Origin of the sequence: Candidatus Electronema sp. JC (genome assembly GCF_048287365.2) — a bacterium.
In the GTDB taxonomy this organism is placed as follows: domain Bacteria; phylum Desulfobacterota; class Desulfobulbia; order Desulfobulbales; family Desulfobulbaceae; genus Electronema.
The window spans coordinates 1-12824 of record NZ_JBLWEM020000014.1 but is presented as its reverse complement, the minus strand read 5'-3'; the positions used below and the strand labels follow the sequence as shown (position 1 = coordinate 12824).

14 protein-coding genes are annotated in these 12824 nt (G+C 57.7%); 13 read left to right on the top strand and 1 reads right to left on the bottom strand.

What is annotated here, in order from left to right; translation table 11 throughout:
• Positions 1-7: 7 nt before the first annotated feature.
• The 3 genes from rpmE to prmC all read left to right on the top strand — a co-directional run bounded on the left by rpmE (position 8) and on the right by prmC (position 2514).
• On the top strand, positions 8-223 hold the full coding sequence (gene rpmE, locus ACNKH3_RS01805; RefSeq protein ID WP_420208035.1) for a 50S ribosomal protein L31: 216 nt from the start codon (positions 8-10) through the stop codon (positions 221-223).
• Between the two features lie 89 nt (positions 224-312).
• Positions 313-1383 (top strand): peptide chain release factor 1, encoded by a 1071-nt coding sequence (gene prfA, locus ACNKH3_RS01800; protein WP_420208058.1) that lies wholly within the window; start codon positions 313-315, stop codon positions 1381-1383.
• Between the two features lie 264 nt (positions 1384-1647).
• Positions 1648-2514, top strand: a complete 867-nt coding sequence (prmC, locus tag ACNKH3_RS01795) for a peptide chain release factor N(5)-glutamine methyltransferase (protein WP_420208034.1) — start codon at positions 1648-1650, stop codon at positions 2512-2514.
• Here the strand turns inward: prmC and ACNKH3_RS01790 are convergent.
• Complete coding sequence (locus tag ACNKH3_RS01790; RefSeq protein ID WP_420208033.1) at positions 2498-3406, bottom strand: polyprenyl synthetase family protein; 909 nt, start codon at positions 3404-3406, stop codon at positions 2498-2500. The genes prmC and ACNKH3_RS01790 overlap by 17 nt on opposite strands.
• 93 nt (positions 3407-3499) lie before the next feature.
• On the opposite strand from ACNKH3_RS01790, the gene ACNKH3_RS01785 reads away from it, so the two are divergent.
• The 10 genes from ACNKH3_RS01785 to ACNKH3_RS01740 all read left to right on the top strand — a co-directional run bounded on the left by ACNKH3_RS01785 (position 3500) and on the right by ACNKH3_RS01740 (position 12586).
• Positions 3500-5023 (top strand): HD domain-containing protein, encoded by a 1524-nt coding sequence (locus ACNKH3_RS01785; protein WP_420208032.1) that lies wholly within the window; start codon positions 3500-3502, stop codon positions 5021-5023.
• A gap of 189 nt (positions 5024-5212) precedes the next feature.
• Complete coding sequence (locus tag ACNKH3_RS01780) at positions 5213-5506, top strand: hypothetical protein (RefSeq protein ID WP_420208031.1); 294 nt, start codon at positions 5213-5215, stop codon at positions 5504-5506.
• A gap of 6 nt (positions 5507-5512) precedes the next feature.
• Positions 5513-6106: a hypothetical protein gene (locus ACNKH3_RS01775; RefSeq protein ID WP_420208030.1), complete on the top strand. Its 594-nt coding sequence runs from the start codon at positions 5513-5515 to the stop codon at positions 6104-6106.
• A 436-nt stretch (positions 6107-6542) separates the two neighbouring features.
• The gene (locus ACNKH3_RS01770; RefSeq protein WP_420208029.1) at positions 6543-8378 is read left to right on the top strand and encodes an ABC-F family ATP-binding cassette domain-containing protein; all 1836 of its coding nucleotides are present in this window, start codon (positions 6543-6545) and stop codon (positions 8376-8378) included.
• Positions 8365-8577, top strand: a complete 213-nt coding sequence (locus ACNKH3_RS01765; protein ID WP_420208028.1) for a hypothetical protein — start codon at positions 8365-8367, stop codon at positions 8575-8577. Before ACNKH3_RS01770 ends, ACNKH3_RS01765 begins: the two co-directional genes overlap by 14 nt.
• A gap of 4 nt (positions 8578-8581) precedes the next feature.
• Positions 8582-9463 (top strand): Tim44 domain-containing protein, encoded by an 882-nt coding sequence (locus tag ACNKH3_RS01760; protein ID WP_420208027.1) that lies wholly within the window; start codon positions 8582-8584, stop codon positions 9461-9463.
• Between the two features lie 24 nt (positions 9464-9487).
• Positions 9488-9919, top strand: a complete 432-nt coding sequence (locus tag ACNKH3_RS01755; protein ID WP_420208026.1) for an FKBP-type peptidyl-prolyl cis-trans isomerase — start codon at positions 9488-9490, stop codon at positions 9917-9919.
• Positions 9920-9996: 77 nt separating this feature from the next.
• Positions 9997-10944, top strand: coding sequence for a glycosyltransferase family 2 protein (locus ACNKH3_RS01750; protein ID WP_420208025.1), 948 nt, complete (start codon positions 9997-9999; stop codon positions 10942-10944).
• A gap of 239 nt (positions 10945-11183) precedes the next feature.
• Positions 11184-11927: a YkgJ family cysteine cluster protein gene (locus ACNKH3_RS01745; RefSeq protein WP_420208024.1), complete on the top strand. Its 744-nt coding sequence runs from the start codon at positions 11184-11186 to the stop codon at positions 11925-11927.
• Positions 11924-12586 (top strand): HD domain-containing protein, encoded by a 663-nt coding sequence (locus ACNKH3_RS01740; protein ID WP_420208023.1) that lies wholly within the window; start codon positions 11924-11926, stop codon positions 12584-12586. The genes ACNKH3_RS01745 and ACNKH3_RS01740 overlap by 4 nt, the downstream gene beginning before the upstream one ends.
• The last annotated feature ends 238 nt before the right edge of the window (positions 12587-12824 follow it).

The following is a 12824-nucleotide window of genomic DNA, read 5'->3' as shown; positions in this document are numbered from 1 at the left end:
AAAGACCATGAAACCGGACATTCATCCCAAATATCACAAAATCACCGCCAAGTGCGCCTGCGGCAACGAGATCGCGCTCGGCTCCGTCAACGAATCGCTCACAGTGGAGATCTGCGCCGCCTGCCATCCCTTCTTCACCGGCAAGCAGAAGCTGATCGACACCGCAGGCCGGATCGAGAAGTTCAAGAAGAAATACGCCAAGCACTTCGAGAAGACCGCCTGAGCCGCCGCGCTGCATGACTGCCCGCCGCAGTCATGCAGACAGCTCCGCCCCCTCCAGCTCCCTTCCTTTTTCTTTGCGCCGCCGAATCCATGTTTGACCGCCTTGCCGACATCCACGAGAAGCTCTCCGCCTTGGAGCGGCAGCTCTCCGAACCTGAGCTGGTGCAGGATCAGAAGAAATATCAGGAGGTGGTGCGTGATCATTCGCGGTTGGCCCGGCTCTGCACTTTGCATGAAGACTACGAGAAGGCCGGGCGGGATCTGGTTGACAGCCGCGAGCTGCTCCGCAACGCTGATCAAGACCCGGAGCTGGCCGAGCTGGCGCGGGCTGAGGTGGACGAGCTGACCCGGCGGCAGGAGGAATTGGAGCGGGAGATCAGAATCATGCTCCTGCCGCCCGATCCGAATGACAAAAAGAATATTTTCCTCGAAATCCGGGCTGGCACGGGCGGCGACGAGGCCGCGCTCTTTGTCGCCGACCTTTTTCGCATGTATTCGCGTTATGCGGAGACGCAGGGCTGGCGTGTCGAGGTGATGAGTTCCAATCCCATCGGCATCGGCGGCTTCAAGGAATTGATCGCCCTGATTGCCGGTCAACATGTCTATTCCAAACTCAAGCACGAGTCGGGCACGCACCGGGTGCAGCGGGTGCCGGAGACGGAGACGCAGGGCCGCATCCACACCTCGGCGGTGACTGTGGCCATTCTGCCGGAAGCAGAGGAGGTGGAATTGAACATTGCCCCGCACGAGCTGAAAGTTGATGTGTATCGTTCATCTGGTGCTGGCGGCCAGTCGGTCAACACCACCGACTCGGCGGTGCGGATCACGCATCTACCCACCGGCTTGGTTGTCACCTGCCAGGACGAACGCTCGCAGCTCAAGAACAAAGCCAAGGCCCTGCAAATCCTGCGGGCGCGTCTTTTGGACAGCATGGAGCAGGATCGGCATGACAAGATTTCCGCCGACCGCAAAGGCCAGATCGGCAGCGGCGACCGCAGCGAGCGCATCCGCACCTACAATTTCCCGCAGGGCCGGGTCACGGACCATCGCATCGGCCTGACCGTTTACAAGATTGATCAGATCATGTCCGGCGCGCTGGATGAAGTGATCATGCCGCTCATCACCCATTATCAGACCGAGGCCCTCAAGGGGCTGGATTGATCTTCCCTGCGGCATACTTGGCCGGAGGAAAACCGCTCTTGTCAATTCCGGCTGAACAGGCACCAGAGTGCCTCCAGCCGAGTCACCAGAGTGACAGCACGCGAGTCAGGAGAGTGGCCGCAGCCGAGGCACGCTGGTGACTCCGTTCGAGGCACTAGAGTGGTAAAATCGGAGGCACTCTCGTGCCTCCAGCCGAAGCACGAGAGTGGCGGCGATATCGTTGAAGCAGAATGAAGCTATCCTTCTGTCATTCTTGGTTCTCTTATGAAGATGCGCCAGCTGCTCAAGGATGCCGCCGCCGCCCTTGCCGAGGCCGGGGTGGAAGACAGCGCATTGGAGGCGGAGCTGCTCCTGCGGCACTGCCTTGGCGTGTCCCGCAGCGGCCTCTTTCTCCGCCAGCAGGAGACGCTGGCGAAGGAGCAGGTCGCCCAGTTGCACGCCCTTCTTGCCCGCCGCTGCCAGCGCGAGCCGCTTCAGCACATCATCGGCAGCTGCGAGTTCTGGGGCATGGATTTCCTTGTCAGCCCCGCTGTCCTTATTCCCCGCCCGGAAACCGAGTTCCTGCTAGAACATACTCTCGCCACACTGAACAAGGAAAACAGCCGTCCGCGTCAAGTCCTTGACCTCTGCACCGGCAGCGGGGTGATTGCGGCGGTGCTGGCAAAAGAGCTGCCTGAAGCGGAAGTGACGGCTTCAGACTATTCCTTAGATGCGCTGGCCGTGGCCCAAGCCAATCTCCGCCGCTGCGGGCTGGAAGACTGCGTCAATCTTCTCTGCGCCGACCTGCTCGCCGCCTTTTCGCCTAAGCCGCTGTTTGATCTTATCGTCAGCAACCCGCCCTACATCAAGGCAGGCGACATTCCTCATTTGCAGCCGGAGGTGCGTGACTGGGAGCCGCATCTGGCCCTGTCCGGCGGAGCGTCCGGCATGGAAATCATTGAGCTGATCTGCGCGCAGGCCGCCCGGCTTCTGCGGCCCGGCGGCTGGCTGTTCATGGAGATCGGCGCGGATATTGCCGCAGAGACAGAGGCGGCATTGCGCCGCAAAGGCGTTTATGAGCAGGTCAAGGTGCTGCCGGACTGGGCAGGTCGGCCTCGCGTCGCGCAGGGGCGTGTCAGTTCGTCCGGCTGACAATGTAGTGCGCCAAAGCCCGCAGCGGCTCGGCCCGCTCGTCAAAATCGGCCAGCGCAGCTGCGGCCCGTTCCGCCGCCTCATCAGCCAAAGCGCGGCTTTTCTCGATGCCGAAAAAGGCAGGATAGGTGGCCTTGCCCTGCTCGGCATCATGCCCCGCAGTTTTGCCAAGTTGCGCGGTGGAGGCGGTAACATCGAGCAGGTCGTCGGCAATCTGGAAGGCGAGGCCGACCGCTTGGCCGTATTCTGTCAGGGCCTGCAACTGCGCCTCGTCCGCGCCGCCGCCGACCGCGCCCATCTGCACAGCGGCGGTGATCAATGCGCCGGTCTTGGAGCGGTGGATGGTCTGGAGCAGCTCGAAAGGAATCTGTTTTTCCTCGCTGGCGATGTCGAGGAACTGGCCGCCAACCATGCCGAGCGGCCCGGCGGCCTTGGCTAAAATTGCTGCCAGACGCAGACGCAGTTCTGGCTTTGGGCCGGGAAAACGTTCGCTGCTGATCAGCTCGAAGGCGTAGGTCAGCAGGCCGTCGCCTGCCAGAATCGCTTCCGCCTCGCCGAATTTTTTATGGCAGGTCAACTGGCCCCGGCGCAGATCATCGTTGTCCATCGCGGGCAGGTCGTCATGGATGAGCGAATAGGTGTGAACGCACTCCAAGGCGCAGGCCGCTGGCAGCAGCAGCTCGTCCAGATTTGTCGCGTCGCTGACGCAGCGGCCTGCGGCCAAACAAAGTATGGGCCGGACGCGCTTGCCGCCGACAAAGAGGCTGTAGCGCATAGTCTCAATATGGGCGGCAAAATCGCCTGCCGCCACCAGCATATGCCGCCGCAGGGCCTCTTCGACAAGCTGCCGCTGCGCCTGAAGATACTTTTTTATATCAAAGTTGTTGCTCATTGTCGCATCCACTGAGTTTTTCTTCCGCTTCGCCTTGTTATACCATCTTTCCCTGCTTGAGCAACTGAAAATACCGCGCCTTCGGAAAAGGGCATGAAATTCCGCCAAAGTGCTGGTATATTGGGCGGCATGAAGCGGAACATTGACAAGACAGACTTTGCAGATCTCTTAGCCCCCAGCCTGCTGAAAAAATTAGCCGCAGTGCAGCAAGAGCTTGGCGGTGAGCTTTATCTCGTCGGCGGCGCGGTGCGCGACCTGCTCTTGCGCAGGCCGCCTGGCGATATTGATCTTTTAGTTGCCGGGCAGCCGAAACGCTGGGCCGTGAGGCTGCGGCAGCTCACCGGCGGGGCCTGCGTCGAGCTGGGCCGCGAGGAAGGCACCTTCCGCATTGTCATCACGCCGGACAATGCGGTGCTTGATTTCTCCGGCTTCCGGCAAGGTACGACCTGCATTGAGGACGACCTGCGCCGCCGTGATTTGACCGTCAACGCCCTTGCGGTGCCGCTGCATGACGTTCTCCATGACCGCAGTCGTGCCGAATTGCCGGTGCTTGATCCGACCGGCGGCCTGACCGATCTTGCCGAGCGGCGCATCCGTGTTATCTCCGCGCAAAGCCTGCTTGATGATCCGTTGCGCCTGCTGCGGGTTTTCCGCTTTGCCGCGTCACTTGGCTTTGCGATTGAGTCAGAAACGCTGGAGCAGGTGCGGCAGCGCAGCCCGCTGATCAGCCAAGTGGCGAAAGAGCGCATCGCTTACGAGCTGGACGCGATCATGGCCACTGACCGGGCGCATCCAGCCTTTCTTGGTCTGCGCGATTGCGGCCTGCTTTGGGAAATCCTGCCGGAGCTGCGGGCTGGAGTCGGCATGGCCCAGCCTGCCAGCCATCATCTTGATGTCTTTGAGCATTGCATGGAGGCTTTACGTCAGATTGAGCTGGTGCTTGCTGATTTTCCCGGTTATTTTCAAGAAGGCAGCGCGGTGATGGCAGCGTATCTGGCCGAAAATCCCAAGCGGCTGGTGCAGGTGAAATGGGCGGCCTTGCTGCATGACATCGGCAAGCCGGTTTGTTTCGGCACGAAAGAGGACGAGCAGGGCGGGCGGATCACTTTTTACAATCACGACCTGCGCGGCGCGGACATCTTCACCGCCTTTTCCCGGCGGCTGCGCCGTTCGCGGGAGGACACCGAAGCCACGGCCCGCCTGATCGCCGGGCACATGCGGCCTTTCTTTCTTGCCAACAATCAGCGCAAAGGCAAGCTGACCCTGCGGGCCTGCCTGCGTCTCATCCGGGATGCGGGCGGTCAATTGCCCGGTCTTTTCCTGCTGGCGATGGCCGATGCTTTGGCCGGCAAGGGCGAGGACAGCCCGGAGGCCATTGAGGAGGAGGTTTCCGGCCTTTTCGTGCAGTTGCTGCGCATTGAGCAGGAGCATGTCGCGCCGGTGCAGGCCGCGCCGCCGCTGATTACGGGCAACGATCTGATCACTGAGCTGCATCTTGTCCCTGGCCCGCTCTTCCGCGTTATTTTGGACAAAATCGAAGAGGCGCAGATGGAGCATACCATCAGCAGCCGGGCGGAGGCATTGGCTTTGGCTGCTGCCATTGCTGTCGAGATGTGAAAGATGTCTATTTTCAAAATGTTATGCTCTGTAAAAGGACAATGTTGTCCTCAATTATGGCTTGGTGGTGGCGCGGCTAAAATATCGGAATTGAAAAAACAATGTAAATTATCAACAATCTTCTTGCGGAACAAATAAAAAAGAGTCTTGACGTTCCTTAGTGCCCAAGAACCATTTTTTGCATTTAGAATGACCGCTAAAAAATCAAAAATAATTGTCTGGATCGCTTTTGTCGTGCTGCCTCTTGCATTGCATACAGCAGAAAGTTTTGTGTATGCTTATGGAGGGTATGACGGCGAACACTGCGCCGGTTTGCTGGATGCTGTCTGGGAATGCACGGAATTTGAATATTACTTAAACTGGATCTTTAATCCGTTCACGTTGCTCAATTTATTTGGCTTCTATTTGGCTGCTTTGCCATTTGCAATTGCTGCAACAATGGCCATTAACAGGAAGAAGCTGTCTGATCAGAATCAAACATGATATTGAATGATGAAACGAGTCTGGACTGCAATACTTATTTGTATTTTGACTGGCAGCAGGGCTGCTTCAGCGCATGATACGTGCTATCCCGTTAAACACGCAAACCTTCCCGCAATCACTGAGCTGAAGTATCACGAGGCGAGAAAGATGCTGCTGGCCGCCGGATGGCAGCCTGTCATGACAAAATCATACTACAGCGACCCCGCTGATGATCCAGACATCAGCTATGGAAATGGCCAAGAATTTTGGCAGAGAGGATATGTGGAAGTTGAGGCGTGCTCTGGAACAGGCTTGGCCTTCTGCTCGTTCCTCTTCAGCGATGCCTATAATAATCAGCTCCGCGTCAGTACAGCAGGAGAGGAAGATTCAAAAAATAAACGTTATGCGACAGTGGAAGGCTACGGATTCATATGCGAGCAGCCTGCAAAAGAACGTATCCATAAAGATGTATCTGATATGATAACCAATCTGTCCAATAGAACAGCACTTCTGGAAAAAACAAATGAATCAAACAGCAGTGAGATTGCAAAGATGAAGGAAGGGATCGAAGAACTGAAGAGGAAAATTGGCCCAAGCGCAAAGAGCGCCCCATGCAATTAACTGCGCTTTTCCTTGGGATGCCATTTTCATGCTGCATGGTTTATCCGCAATATGTTGTTGATGCCGCGCAGACCCGCATAACTGTCCTCGTCCTGCGGCTGACTGAAAGAGAGCAGCTACTTGAAGATATAACGACATGTTGGCATACGCGGCCAAAGCTGGCCCGCAGGAAGCTGTGTCCTTTGCGCAGGTAATGCGCGAGATCTTGTGGTCACCATAGGCCATCGCCGCGAAGTGTACCAATAATAGGCAGCAGGTAGCCGCTCCAAACCCGCCTCCTGCCCAAAAAACTCGCCTCGGCTGCTCTGCCATGCTATAATGCCTCCCGGCTGCTGGGCATATCTCTGCCCGGCAGCATGTCTTTTCTGCTTCTTCCTATTACGAATGGCTTGGCTCCTGTCCGCAGGCCGCTGATCCTGAAATGGAACTCTGACGCATGGCCGACCTGCTCACCTGCCGCACCATCGGCAAAGCCTTTGGGGCGCAAACGCTCTTTTCCTCAGTCAATCTCTCCATCAGCGAGGGCGACCGCATCGGTCTGATCGGGCCGAACGGCTCCGGCAAATCCACGCTGCTGAAAATCATCAGCGGTATGATTGAGCCGGACAGTGGCGAGATCTTCCGGCAGAAGCATGTCCGCAGCAGCTTTCTTGCGCAGGAGGATGCGTTTGCTGAAGACAAGAGCTGTCTGGACAACCTCTGCGCCGCAATTGACGACCAGCATTTGGAGCCTGCCGAGCGGACAAGCCGGGCGCAGGCTCTTCTCAGCCGCGCTGAATTCACTGATCCTGACTGCCCGGCAAGGCTGCTCTCTGGTGGCTGGCGCAAGCGGCTGGCCATCTGCCGCGCCCTGATTGTCCGGCCCGACCTGCTCCTGATGGACGAGCCGACCAACCATCTTGATTTGGAAGGCATCCTCTGGCTGGAGAAGATGCTCAACGCTTCTCTGCCGGAAAGCCCTGCCGCGTTCCTGATGATCAGCCACGACCGCCGCTTTCTGGAGAACACGGTCAGGCGGGTGATTGAGCTGTCTGCTGCCTACCCGAACGGCACCTTGCAGGTGAATGGCAACTATTCCGCCTTTGTGGAGCAGCGGGAAACCTTTCTTGAGCAGCAGCAGGAGCAGGAGGAGCGGTTAGCCAACAAGGTGCGGCGCGAGAATGAATGGCTCAGTCGCGGGCCAAAAGCCAGAGGCACCAAGGCTAAGGCCCGTAAGGACGCAGCCTATCAGCTTCAGGACGATCTGGTTGAGGTGAAGAACCGCAACCGGGTCGACAAGGTGGATATTGCCTTTGATGCCACGGAGCGCAAAACGAAAAAGCTGCTGACTGCGCTTGGCATCAGCAAGAGCTTTGAGGGCAGACAGCTCTTCAGCAATCTTGATCTGACGCTTTCGCCCGGCACAAGGCTGGGCTTGCTGGGGCGTAATGGCTGCGGCAAATCCACCCTGATGCAGATACTCGCCGCCGCAGACCGCAATGACGGCCTCAAGCCGGACAGCGGCACGGTTAAGGTGGCAGACAAACTCCGCATTGTCAACTTTGATCAGCGCAGGCAGCAGCTTGATCAGCAGCAAACCTTGCGCCGTGCCTTGGCCCCGGACGGCGATTCGGTGCTCTATCAGGACAGATCAATCCACGTTGTCTCGTGGGCGAAACGCTTCCTCTTCCGCCCGGATCAGCTGGAAACTCCGGTAGCGCGGCTGTCCGGCGGCGAGCAGGCCCGCATTCTTATTGCTGCCCTCATGCGCCAGCCTGCGGACGTGCTGCTCCTCGACGAGCCGACCAACGACCTCGACATTCCCTCCTTGGACGTGCTGGAGGAAAGTCTGAGCGAATTTCCCGGCGCATTGGTTCTTGTCACCCACGACCGCTTCATGCTCGACCGGCTCTGCGACCAAGTGCTCGGCTTTGACGGCAAGGGCAACGCTTCCTTCTTTGCTGAGTATGCGCAGTGGCTGCGCACTCTTGCTGAAGACGCAGGCCCAGTGCCAAGCAGCAAGAAAACGCCGTCTGCTGCGCCTGATGTCAAGAAAGCAGCGAAAAAACTTTCCTACAAAGACCAGCGCGAGTATGATCTGATGGAAGAAAACATCCTCGCCGCTGAAACCCGGCAGGAAGAGCTGGAAGCGCGGATGCACGAGCCGGAACTTGTTGCTGACCCGGCCAAGCTGGCTGAATACTGGGAAGAGCAGGCAGCGGCGGCGCATGAGATCGCCCGCTTGTACGCCCGCTGGGAGGAGCTGGAGCAGCTCAGGAATGGCGAACTGTAAGGGCGGTTCGCGAACCGCCCCTAATAAGCCGACCGCGCATTGTCCTGCCTGCGGCGGCAGCGGCCAGCTCAATTCCTTCAAGGGCGAAAGCCGCTTCCTTCTCACTGTGGAGGAATGCCCGCTTTGCTGCGGCACCGGTCTGGCGGAAGAAACGCCGTCCGGTTCCGCCCCTGAACCGTCAACTCAAGCCCCAAGGTGATTCTATGTATGCAGCTTTACGCAAGCTAACCCCGTTCTTTTTGGTCTTTTTCACCCTCGCCTTTGCCGATGTCGGTCTGGCGGTGCTGGACGCAGAAGCCCGTTCCCGCAGCGGTGGACGTTCATTCAAGCGTTCTGCGCCCAGCGCACCGAGAAGCGCGCCTGCATCAGGAGCAACAGCGCGTCCGTCCAACTCTGGTTTTGGCCGTGGCTTGGCGGGCGGTTTGATCGGCGGTGCCTTAGGCGGCCTCCTGCTCGGCTCGCTCTTCGGCGCGAACGGCTCTGGCATCGGCATCCTGCCTATCCTCCTGCTCGGCGTGGCCGGATATTTTTTCTACCGTCGCTTTATGATGGCTAAACCGAGCAGCGGCCTGTCAGCGTATCAGCCGTTGAGCAGCTTCAGCAGGTCTGCGCCGCCTCCTCCTCCGCACACCGATCCGCTGGAGGACGGCTTGGCCGAACTCCGCAGTGCTGATCCTGATTTTGATCCGCAGCATTTCACTGAAGTGGCTTCGGATGTCTTTTTCAAGGTGCAGGCAGGCTGGATGCGCCGCGACCTGAGCAGCTTCCGCCACTTGCTCGGCAGCAGCTTGGCTGAGGAATACGGCCAGCACTTCGCTGATATGACGCAGAAAGGCATCATCAACAAGCTGGAATCCATCTCTGTCCGCAAGGCGAAAATTGTTGAGGCTGGCAGCGTCAACGGCGAGGACTTTGTCACCCTCCTCTTCACCGCCAATCTGCTGGATTACACGGTGGATGAAAAGAGCGGTCAAGTGCTGGAAGGCAGCATGACTGAGCCGGTGAAATTCGCAGAAAAATGGACGTGGGCAAGACCGGTCAACACCGAGGCGTGGCTGCTGGAAGGCGTTGAGCTGGCAGACTGAAACGACAACCCAAGAGGAGAACAAATGGCTGCGGCAAAGAAAGGGGACTTCGTGAAAGTCCATTACACCGGCACCTTGGAGGACGGCTCCACCTTTGACTCCTCGCGGAGCGTGGAGCCGCTGGAGTTCACCCTTGGCAGCGGCCAAGTGATCGCCGGTTTTGACGAGGCCGTGACCGGCATGGAGCTGGGCGAGCGGAAGAATGTCATGATTCCGGCAGACAAAGCCTACGGCGAACGGCACGAGGAAATGGTCATCAGCGTTCCCCGCAATCAGTTTCCGGCGCATATCGTCCCCGAAGTCGGCCAGCAGATTCAGCTGTCCGGGCCGCACAACCAGCCGATTTTGGTGAGAGTGGTGAAAATCAGCGGCGACAGCATCCTGCTGGATGCGAATCCGCCGCTGGCGGGCAGGGATCTGACGTTTGATCTTGAGCTGGTGTCGATTGCTGAATAATCGTTCTTGCAGTCAGCGCGGCGGAGCGCTATAAAGAAAAGAGCATATCGCCCTCAACCGCCAGCCTGACTGCATTCATGTTTCTCGATAAAAAAATTGCGGTGGTCATTCCCGCGCACAATGAGGAAAAGCTGATTGGCAAAGTCATCAGCACCATGCCAGATTTTGTTGATCATATTGTGGTGGTGGATGACTACAGCAGCGACGGCACTGCTGCTGCGGTGCGGAATCTGGCGGAGTCAAATCAAAAAGTTGTGTTAATTGCACATGAGCAGAATCGGGGGGTTGGCGCAGCCACCGCGACTGGTTACAAATGGGCCAGGGATCATAAAATTGATGTGACGGCAGTTATGAATGCAGATTTTCAGATGGATCCTGCCGATCTGCCCCGCATCGTCAAGCCTGTCTGCACAGGAGAGTGTGATTACACCAAGGGCAACCGGCTGTTCCGGGGTGAGTCTTGGGGAATGATTCCTAAGCATCGCTATATCGGCAATTCAGTTCTCTCGCTGCTCACAAAAATCGCGTCAGGCTATTGGCATGTGGCTGATTCGCAAAGCGGCTATACGGCAATTTGTCTTGCAGCGCTCAAGGCTATTGATCTTGACGCGATTTATCCGTATTACGGTGTGCCTAATGACATGCTCATTCGTCTGAATATCGCCAGCTTTCGGGTGCGAGATGTTTCTGTTAAACCTGTCTACAACGTAGGTGAAGTGTCTGGGATAAAATTACGAAAGGTTGTTTTCACCATCCCGTGGATGCTGTTGAAAGGATTTACACGCAGGATGTTAGAAAAGTACGTCATTCGAGATTTTCATCCCTTGATTTTTTTCTATGGCTTAGGAATAATTTTTTTCTTTTTTACGATTATTTTAACTGTCCGCGCCTTTATCTATCTTGGCATAGACGGTCATCTCCCCCCGATCAATACCTTGGCAGCAATGTTTTCTTTCATGAGTTCAAGTATTTTTACTTTGTTTGCCATGTGGTTTGATATGGAATATAATAAAGATTTGAAGTGAAAAAGATCGAGTCTTTTATCGTTGTGGATACGGCAGACAAATGGGGAATAATTTTATTGCCTTTTCCTTCAACGACAATTGAAGGCTTCCGATGTTTTTATTTCCGTTGAAGCCATCTATCATCCTGTTCTGAGAGAAAAGCCTCTTCGGCAGATCATTTTATGTGTTTGATTTGATCTCTGCTCAGCCAAAAAAGCTGCATCTGCGGTTTGTCCCTGTTTCATTTCAACTGATCTGCCATGCCTGTTCCTTTACCCGACCACTGCCATCCGCTTGCCGCTGATGAGCAGTTCCGCTTCTCCTGCCACCCCGGCGTGGCCTGCTTCACCGAGTGCTGCCGCCAGCTTGATCTCGCCCTGACCCCGCATGATGTCCTGCGCCTGAAGAAACGGCTGAACATGGACTCCGGCAGCTTCCTTGAGCAATATGTGATTGTGGCCTGGGAGGACGGCATAACCTTCCCCGCCTGCTTCCTGACCATGGTTGATGACGGCAGGGAGAGCTGCGTCTTTGTCACCGAGCAGGGCTGCGGCGTGTATGCGGACAGGCCCGCCGCCTGCCGCGCCTATCCGGCAGGCCGGGGCGTGATGCGGCGGAACGGCAGGCTGGAGGAGTGTTTTGTCCTGCTCCGCGAGCCGCATTGCCTTGGCTTCGCCGAGCAGCAGGCGCAGCAGACCGCGCCGGAGTACTTCCGCGCCCAAGGGCTGGAGGAATACAACCGCGTCAATGACGAGCTCCTGCGCTTGCACCAGCATCCCCGCATTCTGGCCGGGTTCCGTCTCAGCCAGCAGCAGCTTGACCAGTACATCATGGCCTTGTACAATCTAGATTTTTTCCGGCAGGAGATGGCGGACGGCAGGATCACGATGCGCCGCCCGCTCACCGCCTTGGAGCTGCGCGCCCTTGCCGACGATGACGAGGAGCTGCTCTTGCTCGGCCTGCGCTGGCTGCTTCAGGAGTATTTCAACGAGATCAGCCGATGAAGCCGGAGCTGCTGGCCGAGCTGCGCCGGATCAGCGAGCGGCACGGCCTGGAGGAAGGCGGCCCGCACGGCCCGGATCACACGGAGCGCGTTCTGCGCAATGCGCTGGCCATAGGCCGCGAGATGGGCGCGCGTTTGGACATTCTCACTGCTGCGGCCCTGCTGCACGACATTGGCAGGAGCGCGGAGAGTCGCAGCAAAGGCGGGGTTTGTCATGCCGAGATCGGCGCGGAGCTGGCCGGGCCGCTGCTGCGCGGGCTGGGCTTCAGCGCCGAGGACGCGGAGGCGGTCTGCCACTGCATCCGCGCCCACCGCTTCCGAGGCCGCACTCAGCCGGAGAGTCTGGAGGCCAAGATCCTTTTTGATGCGGACAAGCTCGACTCCATCGGCGCGGTCGGCATTGGCCGCGCTTTCCTTTTCGCCGGGCAGATCGGGTCGCGGCTGCACAACGCCGAGCTGGACCACGAGACCACTGCCGCCTACTCCGGCGAAGACACTGCCTATCGTGAGTTTCAGGTGAAGATGTCCAGAGTGCGCGGCCAGATGCTCACGCCGCCCGGACGCGCGGCGGCGGAGCGGCGGCACCAGTTCATGGAAACCTTCTTTGCCGAACTGAATTTGGAGATATACGGCGGCCTGGTGCAAAAGTCCCGCCCGTAGAGGCGCCCGGCGAAACGCCCTGCCGCCCTCCCCTCCTCTGTCAAGCCGCCTGCCCGCAAAACCCGCTCCAACTTCCGCATCAGCCGCAAGGCAATTCTCTTAGGAGTTACGCAGTTGGTAAAAATCAGTTAACCTATCAGGATGAATAAATCCAAAGTAAGTGAGTACGATTATATTAATTTTTTAATCGGCACTCAGCGAGTTTATAGCAGCGCCGAAGCGGAGCGGGTCAGTCCTG

Bases quoted from the DNA above. Each gene is read 5' to 3' on its own strand.
- ACNKH3_RS01770 (WP_420208029.1), top strand. From the start codon at position 6,543: ATGGCCGACCTGCTCACCTGCCGCACCATCGGCAAAGCCTTTGGGGCG.
- prmC (WP_420208034.1), top strand. From the start codon at position 1,648: ATGAAGATGCGCCAGCTGCTCAAGGATGCCGCCGCCGCCCTTGCCGAG.
- ACNKH3_RS01740 (WP_420208023.1), top strand. From the start codon at position 11,924: ATGAAGCCGGAGCTGCTGGCCGAGCTGCGCCGGATCAGCGAGCGGCAC.
- ACNKH3_RS01760 (WP_420208027.1), top strand. From the start codon at position 8,582: ATGTATGCAGCTTTACGCAAGCTAACCCCGTTCTTTTTGGTCTTTTTC.
- prfA (WP_420208058.1), top strand. From the start codon at position 313: ATGTTTGACCGCCTTGCCGACATCCACGAGAAGCTCTCCGCCTTGGAG.
- ACNKH3_RS01765 (WP_420208028.1), top strand. From the start codon at position 8,365: ATGGCGAACTGTAAGGGCGGTTCGCGAACCGCCCCTAATAAGCCGACC.
- ACNKH3_RS01745 (WP_420208024.1), top strand. From the start codon at position 11,184: ATGCCTGTTCCTTTACCCGACCACTGCCATCCGCTTGCCGCTGATGAG.
- ACNKH3_RS01750 (WP_420208025.1), top strand. From the start codon at position 9,997: ATGTTTCTCGATAAAAAAATTGCGGTGGTCATTCCCGCGCACAATGAG.
- ACNKH3_RS01755 (WP_420208026.1), top strand. From the start codon at position 9,488: ATGGCTGCGGCAAAGAAAGGGGACTTCGTGAAAGTCCATTACACCGGC.
- ACNKH3_RS01780 (WP_420208031.1), top strand. From the start codon at position 5,213: ATGACCGCTAAAAAATCAAAAATAATTGTCTGGATCGCTTTTGTCGTG.
- ACNKH3_RS01785 (WP_420208032.1), top strand. From the start codon at position 3,500: ATGAAATTCCGCCAAAGTGCTGGTATATTGGGCGGCATGAAGCGGAAC.
- ACNKH3_RS01775 (WP_420208030.1), top strand. From the start codon at position 5,513: ATGATGAAACGAGTCTGGACTGCAATACTTATTTGTATTTTGACTGGC.
- rpmE (WP_420208035.1), top strand. From the start codon at position 8: ATGAAACCGGACATTCATCCCAAATATCACAAAATCACCGCCAAGTGC.
- ACNKH3_RS01790 (WP_420208033.1), bottom strand. From the start codon at position 3,406: ATGAGCAACAACTTTGATATAAAAAAGTATCTTCAGGCGCAGCGGCAG.